Genomic DNA, 7,074 nt, shown 5'->3' with positions numbered 1-7,074 from the left:
TACTGCGACCCAAGTCGTGGGAGAGTAGGTCACCGCCAAACCTGATAAGAAACAAAAAAACCTCATTCTATACGATGTCCGAATACCAAGCCGCCGCCCCATGGGGCGGCTGTTTGCGTTTCAGACTCCCGGAGCCTGCTGGCATCTGACCGCCCAGATGCGTCCATGCGGTGCCCGTGCGACACCGGGCTACGACTTCGGGCCATCAAGCGGCCCGCGGACTCAGCCCATGTCCTGAAGATTCCCGATCATCTGTTTCATGACACGGATGAACACTGCCAGATCCTCGCTGTCGATGCCGTTGATCAGCCGTTCTTCGCGTTCGAGCGCGAGATCGAGCACCGCGTCATACAGCGCAAGCCCCCTTGCGTTGAGCGTCCAGGTCTTGCGGCGGGTATCGTGTTCCGCGGCTTCGTGTTCCAGGTAGCCCAACTCGTCAAGCTTGGTCAGCGCGCGGCTGGCCGCGCCCTTGTCGAGTTCGATCAGCTGGCAGATGCGGGACGCCGAGGCGCCGGGTTCCAGCACCAGGCTGGCCATGACGCGCCAATCGACGATGCCGATCCCGAACCGTTCGAGATAAATCGCCGAAGAGCCCCGCGCGAGCTTGTTGTGAACGACGGTGATGAAATACGGAACATAGCGACCGATATCGAGGATAACGCGTCCGTCGCGGATGAAGGTCGAGTTATGGCTGTGTCCGGTGTCGAGGCGTGTCAGGCTTTCGTCCGGCTGGGACACAAGGTTGCCTTGCTGGGCGAGCAGGGAAGGGCGGGGCGCTGCGGGCATGGGCAAGAGGGCCGACGTGGAGACGCTGCTTGTCTGTGGCGTGACGGAACGCTGACGGTTTGGCATGGGCGTCACGCCTGCGCGCGCCGAGAGCGCCCCGCCCCGGCGTCATATCTGATGGGGACGCGCCGGTGACGTCGTGTTTGGATTGCCGATGCAGGTTCGCCTATGGGTTGAAAGCCGCTGGTTCTTAGCGGTGCCAGTGCCAAGCGCCCGGCGATGCGCGGCGCGAGGTTCTGAACGATCCGGTTGGGGATTGAACGGGGTAACACAGCAAGATGGACACGTTGACAGACCATCGGAGCCCTCCCTTTAGATACTAATACATTCGCATAAACTGAAGTAAAAGGTAACGGAGTTACCTAATGCGTCAACCCCTTAGGTTGTATGCGCGACAAAAAGGCCCGGTCTGTTGACCGGGCCTTTGTCGTTTCGGGCACGAGAAGCGGACGCCTCAGCGGCTGAATTTCTTGTATTTCACCCGCTTGGGTTCGACCGCATCGGGGCCGAGGCGGCGGATCTTGTCTTCCTCATAGGCTTCGAAATTGCCTTCGAACCATTCGACATGCGCTTCGCCTTCGAAAGCGAGGATATGCGTGCAGAGCCGGTCAAGGAAGAAGCGGTCGTGCGAAATGATGATCGCGTTGCCGGCGAAATCCTCGATCGCGGCCTCGAGTGCCTGCAGGGTTTCGACGTCCAGATCGTTGGTCGGCTCGTCGAGAAGCAGCACGTTGCCGCCCTCTTTCAGAAGCTTGGCCATATGCACGCGGTTGCGTTCACCGCCCGACAGCAGGCCTACCTTCTTCTGCTGGTCGCCGCCCTTGAAGTTGAACGCCCCGCAATAGGCGCGGCTGTTGACCTGCGCATCGCCCAGCTCGATCAGCTCGGCCCCGCCCGAGATTTCTTCCCAGACCGTGGCGTCGGGGTCGAGCGCGTCGCGCGACTGGTCGACATAGGCCAGCTTCACCGTGTCCCCCAGCGTGACCGAGCCCGAATCCGGCTCTTCGTTGCCGGTGATCATGCGGAACAGCGTCGATTTGCCCGCGCCGTTGGGGCCGATCACCCCGACGATGGCGCCGGGCGGGATCGAGAAGGACAGGTTTTCGATCAGCTGGCGGTCGCCGTAATGCTTGTTGAGGTTTTCGACCTCGATCACCTTGCCGCCCAGACGAGGACCGTTGGGGATGATGATCTGGGCCTTGCCCACGCGGTCCTTCTCGGACTGGTCGGCCATCTTTTCATAGGCCGAGATACGCGCTTTCGACTTGGCCTGACGGGCCTTGGCGCCGGCGCGGATCCATTCCAGTTCCTTCTCCAGAACCTTCTGCTTGGCCTTGTCTTCGCGCGCTTCCTGCGCGACGCGCTTGGCCTTCTGTTCCAGCCACGAGGAATAGTTCCCTTCGTAGGGGATGCCGCGCCCGCGCTCGAGCTCGAGAATCCACGAGGTGATGTCGTCGAGGAAGTAGCGATCGTGCGTGACGCACAGGATCGTGCCCTTGTACTCGATCAGGTGCTTTTGCAGCCAGGCGATGGTTTCCGCGTCGAGGTGGTTGGTCGGTTCGTCCAGCAGCAGCATGTCCGGGGCTTCCAGCAGCAGCTTGCACAAAGCGACGCGCCGACGCTCGCCGCCCGACAGTTTCGAGACATCGGCCTCGTCGGGCGGGCAGCGCAGCGCTTCCATCGCGACGTCGACCTGGCTGTCCAGATCCCAGAGGTTCTCGGCGTCGATCTCGTCCTGAAGCTGGGCCATTTCCTCGGCCGTTTCGTCCGAGTAATTCATCGCCAGCTCGTTGTAGCGGTCGAGCTTGGCCTGTTTCGCGGCCACGCCCAGCATCACGTTGCCGCGCACGTCGAGGGTTTCGTCCAGCTGCGGCTCCTGCGGCAGGTAGCCGACTTTGGCGCCCTTCGCGGCCCAGGCCTCGCCCGAGAAATCCTTGTCGATGCCTGCCATGATGCGCAGCAGCGTGGATTTACCCGCGCCGTTGACGCCGACGACACCGATCTTCACACCGGGCAGAAAGTTCAGGCGGATGTTTTCGAAGCATTTCTTGCCGCCGGGATAGGTCTTGGACACGCCATCCATGTGATAGACGTACTGATACGAGGCCATGTCAGCTCCAGTGTTTTGAGCACCCGCGCAGGGCGCCAGATATAACGGGAATTTGCAGAGATCCCTACAGGTGCGGCGCCTTGGCTGCAAGCACCGGCTCTTTCCCTCGCAAAGCCCCGGCGGCATAATGGGGCCGAGATTTATGGATTTGGCCCCGCTGTGAAACCTGATTCTGTCGAGATGACACAGCCCCTTGTACCGGAGACGTTCATGCCCTTCGATTTTATCGGCGGCGGTACCATCGTGCTGCTTCTGCTTGCGCTTTTCATCATCCTGTCGATCTTTCTGGGCGTGCGGATCGTGCCGCAATCGCAGAAATTCGTGGTCGAGCGGTTTGGCCGCCTGCGCGCGGTGCTGGGGCCCGGGATCAACCTGATCGTGCCCTTCATCGACACGGTGGCGCACAAGGTGTCGATCCTTGAGCGCCAGTTGCCCAACCAGCAACAGGACGCGATCACCTCGGACAACGTGCTGGTGCAGGTCGAAACCTCGGTCTTCTACCGCATCATGGAGCCCGAAAAGACGGTTTACCGGATCCGCGACGTGGATGCCGCGATCCTGACGACGGTGGCGGGCATCGTGCGTTCGGAGATCGGCACGATGGAGCTGGACGAGGTGCAGTCGAACCGCGCGCGGCTGACGCAGAAGATCGGCGCCTCGATCGCGGATGTGGTCGATGACTGGGGCATACAGGTGACGCGGGCGGAATTGCTGGACGTCAACCTTGATGAGGCGACGCGCGCGGCGATGCTGCAGCAGCTCAATGCCGAGCGCGCGCGCCGCGCCGCCGTGACCGAGGCCGAGGGCAAGCGTCGCGCGGTCGAGCTGGCCGCAGACGGGGAGCTGTACGCCGCCGAGCAGGCCGCCAAGGCCAAGCGCATCAGCGCCGATGCCGAAGCCTATGCGACCGGTGTCATCGCCGAGGCCATCGCCCGCAACGGGCTGGAAGCCGCGCAATACCAGATCGCCATCGCGCAGGTCGAGGCGATGAAGAACGTGGCCGAGGGCGCGGGCAAGCAGACCATCGTGTTGCCGGCGCATATGATCGATGCCTTCGGCGATGCGTTCAAGCTGCTGAAAGGACGCGGGTGATGGACGAATTCTGGTGGGTCTGGATCGCCGCCGGGCTGGGGCTTGCGATCCTTGAGGTGATCGTGCCGGGCTTTCTGTTCGCGGGCTTCGCGGTGGGCGCGGTGATCACCGGCGCGCTGGTCTGGGTCGGGATGCCTTCGACCGAGTGGATCGTGGATTCGCTGGTCCTGTCGCTGTTGATGTTCGCGGTGATCTCGGTCGCCGCCTGGCTGGTGATGCGGGCGGTGCTGGGGGTCCGGCAGGGCCAGATGAAGCGCATCGACCACGACATCAACGAGGATTGACGAAAGGGCCCTGCGGGGCCCTTTTGCTTAGCGGGCGGATGAGAACAGCGTCTTGCGCACCACGTTGAGATCGAAGCAGAAGCTCCAGTTTCGCTGATACATCATGTCAATGCGGGCCTTGCGCGGCACGCAGTTGCGCCGGTAGACCGCGTCGGTTTCCGCGCGCGAGGTGGTGCGGCCCAGAAGCATGTATTCGTGGCGCGAGTAATAGATCGTCGCGAAGCCGGTCAGGCCGGGGCGGCATTTCAGGACTTCGTTGTAGATGTCGGGATACTGCTCGACATATTGCCGCAGCGGCGGGCGCGGCCCGACGACCGAGATGTCGCCGCGCCACAGGTTCCAGAGCTGCGGCAGCTCATCGAGGCGCTTCTTGCGAAGCCAGCGGCCGATGGGCGTGATCCGCGCGCTCTTGTCGCCGCCCGAAACGCCGCTGTCGGTCGGGTCGACCTTCATGCTGCGGAATTTCCACAGGCTGAATCCCTTGGTCGGGGTTTTCATCCGCTCGCCGCCATAGAAGATCGGCCGCCCGTCGGTGATCAGGATCGCCAGCGAGATCACCACGATCAGCGGCAGCACGATGGGGGTGATCATCGCCGCGGTCCACAGGTCGAAAGCGCGTTTGAGCGGGTTCATGACGGCTCCTTGCAGGCGCGCCACTGGGCGATCATCGCCGCGGGCGCGCTGTCGGTATCGGCGAAGGGGAAAAGCTGTTCAAGCCGCGTCGTGTCGAGTGTCAGCGCGGCAATCGCCTCGGGCGGCGCGGGCTGGCGTTCCACGGGCAAACCGGCGGCAAGGGCCAGATCGGCCATATCCACCGGGCGCGGCGCGCCGATATTCAGCACCGGCGGCAGGGTAGGGGCCTGCGCCAGCCTGTGCAGCAGCCGGGCCAGCGTCTGCGGGCCGATATAGCTGCGGACGGGGCCGGTGCCATCGGCGAAACGGTCCAGTCGCAGCGGACGGCGGGGATTGGTCAGCAGCGCGTCCGCGCCCGCGACATTGCCGATGCGCAGCATGGTGACGCCCGGCGCGGCGCAGGCACGCTCCATCGCCAGCTTGGCCTCGCCATAGGGATTGGCGGGACGGGTGGGGTCGTCCTCGGACCACGGGCGCGCGCGGCCGTGGCCATAGACCGCCGAGCTGGAGGCAAGCAGCACGCGCGGGATGCCGGCCGCCTGCGCGGCCTCGACGGCGGCGCGGCCGAGGGCTGCATTGTCCTCGATCCGGGCGCCGGGACCGGGGGTGACACCGGCCAGCATGCACAACGTGCCGGGCACCCCGTGGCGCGCGCAATGGTCGAGCAGCGCTTGCGGCCCGTCGAGCGGCGACCAGTCGAGATCGGCGCCCGGTCCGCGCTGCGACCACAGCGCGCCCGGGACGGAGGCGCGGCGCAGAAGCCGGGCGACGCGGCCATTGGCACCGGTGACAAGAAGAGTGTTCATGCGCCCTGATTGCCATGATGGCGGAAGCAAGACCAGCGTTCGCGCCACCATACCGGCCGCAGATATTCATTGACTGACCGTACGGTTGATGAAAAAATCAGCCCCGAAGCGCAGAAATGCGCAGGGAGGACAAGATGACCGAATCGGACACCGTGCTGGTGCGCCTTGAGGCGGGCGTGCTGCATGTGACGCTGAACCGCCCCGAGCGGCTGAATTCATTCACCGAAGAGATGCACGCCGCGCTGCGCGCAGCCCTGACCCGGGCCGAGGCCGAAGCGCGCTGCGTGCTGCTGACCGGCGCCGGCCGGGGCTTTTGCGCCGGGCAGGATCTGGGCGACCGCGATCCGCGCAAGATGGACGGTCCGCCCGATCTGGGCGACACGGTGCGCCGGCTCTGGGCGCCGCTGATCCGGCAGATCAAGGCGCTGCCGATGCCGGTGATCTGCGCGGTCAATGGCGTGGCGGCGGGGGCGGGCTCGTCTCTGGCCATCGCCTGCGACATCACCCTTGCCGCCGAAGGCGCGAAATTCATCCAGTCTTTCAGCAAGGTGGGCCTGATCCCCGACACGTCGGGAAGCTGGCATCTGCCGAAGCTTCTGGGGCCGCAACGGGCGATGGGGCTGGCCCTGACCGCCGAGCCGCTGCCCGCGCAGACAGCCGCGGATTGGGGACTGATCTGGAAGTGCCTGCCCGACGCGGCGCTGTTGGACGAAGCGGGCGCGCTGGCGGCGAAGTTCGCCTCGGGGCCGACCTTTGGCTATGCCTCGACCAAACGGGCGATGCAGGCGGCGGCGACCAACACGCTCGACGCGCATCTGGAACTGGAAGAACAGTTGATGAAAGCCTGCGGCGAAAGCGCGGATTACGCCGAGGGCGTGGCCGCGTTCCTCGACAAGCGGCAGCCGGAGTTCCGGGGGAAATGACGGTGCGGGACATGACACCCGACGAAATGGCCCAGGCCTGCGCCGATGCGATGTGGGCCGACGACAACGCCACACAACATCTGGGCATGGTGCTGTCGGACGTCCGGGCGGGACAGGCGGTGATGACCATGACGGTGCGTCCCGAAATGACCAATGGCCACAAGATCTGCCATGGCGGCTATATCTTTACCCTGTCCGACAGCGCCTTCGCCTTTGCCTGCAACACCTACAACCAGCGGGTCGTCGCGCAGATGGCGCAGGTGACGTTCCTTGCCCCGGCTTTCGAGGGCGACGTGCTGCGCGCCGAGGCCCGCGAAGTCTGGCGGCAGGGGCGCGGCGGTATCTACGACATCAGCGTGACCCGTGACGACGGCGTGAAGATCGCGGAGTTCCGCGGCCATTCGCGCACCGTCAAGGGCACCCATCTACCCGAGGAGTGA

Annotated in this window: 8 protein-coding genes; 4 read left to right on the top strand and 4 right to left on the bottom strand. The window is 64.6% G+C overall.

What is annotated here, in order from left to right; genetic code table 11:
- Window positions 1-222 precede the first annotated feature (222 nt).
- Both C4N9_RS13500 and ettA read right to left on the bottom strand, forming a co-directional pair.
- Window positions 223-738 (bottom strand): MarR family winged helix-turn-helix transcriptional regulator, encoded by a 516-nt coding sequence (locus C4N9_RS13500; RefSeq protein WP_210404037.1) that lies wholly within the window; start codon window positions 736-738, stop codon window positions 223-225.
- Between the two features lie 502 nt (window positions 739-1,240).
- Window positions 1,241-2,896, bottom strand: a complete 1,656-nt coding sequence (gene ettA, locus C4N9_RS13495) for an energy-dependent translational throttle protein EttA (protein WP_109533852.1) — start codon at window positions 2,894-2,896, stop codon at window positions 1,241-1,243.
- Between the two features lie 210 nt (window positions 2,897-3,106).
- On the opposite strand from ettA, the gene C4N9_RS13490 reads away from it, so the two are divergent.
- Both C4N9_RS13490 and C4N9_RS13485 read left to right on the top strand, forming a co-directional pair.
- Window positions 3,107-3,988: an SPFH domain-containing protein gene (locus C4N9_RS13490; protein ID WP_109533851.1), complete on the top strand. Its 882-nt coding sequence runs from the start codon at window positions 3,107-3,109 to the stop codon at window positions 3,986-3,988.
- Window positions 3,988-4,272, top strand: a complete 285-nt coding sequence (locus C4N9_RS13485) for an NfeD family protein (RefSeq protein ID WP_109533850.1) — start codon at window positions 3,988-3,990, stop codon at window positions 4,270-4,272. Before C4N9_RS13490 ends, C4N9_RS13485 begins: the two co-directional genes overlap by 1 nt.
- A gap of 27 nt (window positions 4,273-4,299) precedes the next feature.
- On the opposite strand, the gene C4N9_RS13480 is transcribed toward C4N9_RS13485, so the two are convergent.
- On the bottom strand, window positions 4,300-4,905 hold the full coding sequence (locus C4N9_RS13480; protein ID WP_109533849.1) for a sugar transferase: 606 nt from the start codon (window positions 4,903-4,905) through the stop codon (window positions 4,300-4,302).
- Entirely contained in the window at window positions 4,902-5,711 is an 810-nt protein-coding gene (locus tag C4N9_RS13475) for an NAD-dependent epimerase/dehydratase family protein (protein ID WP_109533848.1), read from the bottom strand. The genes C4N9_RS13480 and C4N9_RS13475 overlap by 4 nt, the downstream gene beginning before the upstream one ends.
- Window positions 5,712-5,845: 134 nt before the next feature.
- On the opposite strand from C4N9_RS13475, the gene paaG reads away from it, so the two are divergent.
- A complete protein-coding gene (gene paaG, locus C4N9_RS13470) occupies window positions 5,846-6,634 on the top strand; it encodes a 2-(1,2-epoxy-1,2-dihydrophenyl)acetyl-CoA isomerase PaaG (RefSeq protein ID WP_245902553.1) in 789 nt (262 codons plus the stop codon).
- An 11-nt stretch (window positions 6,635-6,645) separates the two neighbouring features.
- Window positions 6,646-7,074 (top strand): hydroxyphenylacetyl-CoA thioesterase PaaI, encoded by a 429-nt coding sequence (gene paaI, locus C4N9_RS13465; RefSeq protein WP_210404036.1) that lies wholly within the window; start codon window positions 6,646-6,648, stop codon window positions 7,072-7,074.

It is taken from the genome of Pararhodobacter marinus (assembly GCF_003122215.1).
Taxonomy (GTDB): Bacteria; Pseudomonadota; Alphaproteobacteria; order Rhodobacterales; family Rhodobacteraceae; genus Pararhodobacter; species Pararhodobacter marinus.
The sequence above is the reverse complement of the archived record's forward strand: the minus strand, read 5'-3'. Positions and strand labels throughout refer to the sequence as shown.

Excerpts from the sequence above, each read along its gene's own strand:
- ettA (WP_109533852.1), bottom strand. The coding sequence starts at position 2,896 with ATGGCCTCGTATCAGTACGTCTATCACATGGATGGCGTGTCCAAGACC.
- C4N9_RS13475 (WP_109533848.1), bottom strand. The coding sequence starts at position 5,711 with ATGAACACTCTTCTTGTCACCGGTGCCAATGGCCGCGTCGCCCGGCTT.
- paaG (WP_245902553.1), top strand. The coding sequence starts at position 5,846 with ATGACCGAATCGGACACCGTGCTGGTGCGCCTTGAGGCGGGCGTGCTG.
- C4N9_RS13490 (WP_109533851.1), top strand. The coding sequence starts at position 3,107 with ATGCCCTTCGATTTTATCGGCGGCGGTACCATCGTGCTGCTTCTGCTT.
- C4N9_RS13485 (WP_109533850.1), top strand. The coding sequence starts at position 3,988 with ATGGACGAATTCTGGTGGGTCTGGATCGCCGCCGGGCTGGGGCTTGCG.
- paaI (WP_210404036.1), top strand. The coding sequence starts at position 6,646 with ATGACACCCGACGAAATGGCCCAGGCCTGCGCCGATGCGATGTGGGCC.
- C4N9_RS13480 (WP_109533849.1), bottom strand. The coding sequence starts at position 4,905 with ATGAACCCGCTCAAACGCGCTTTCGACCTGTGGACCGCGGCGATGATC.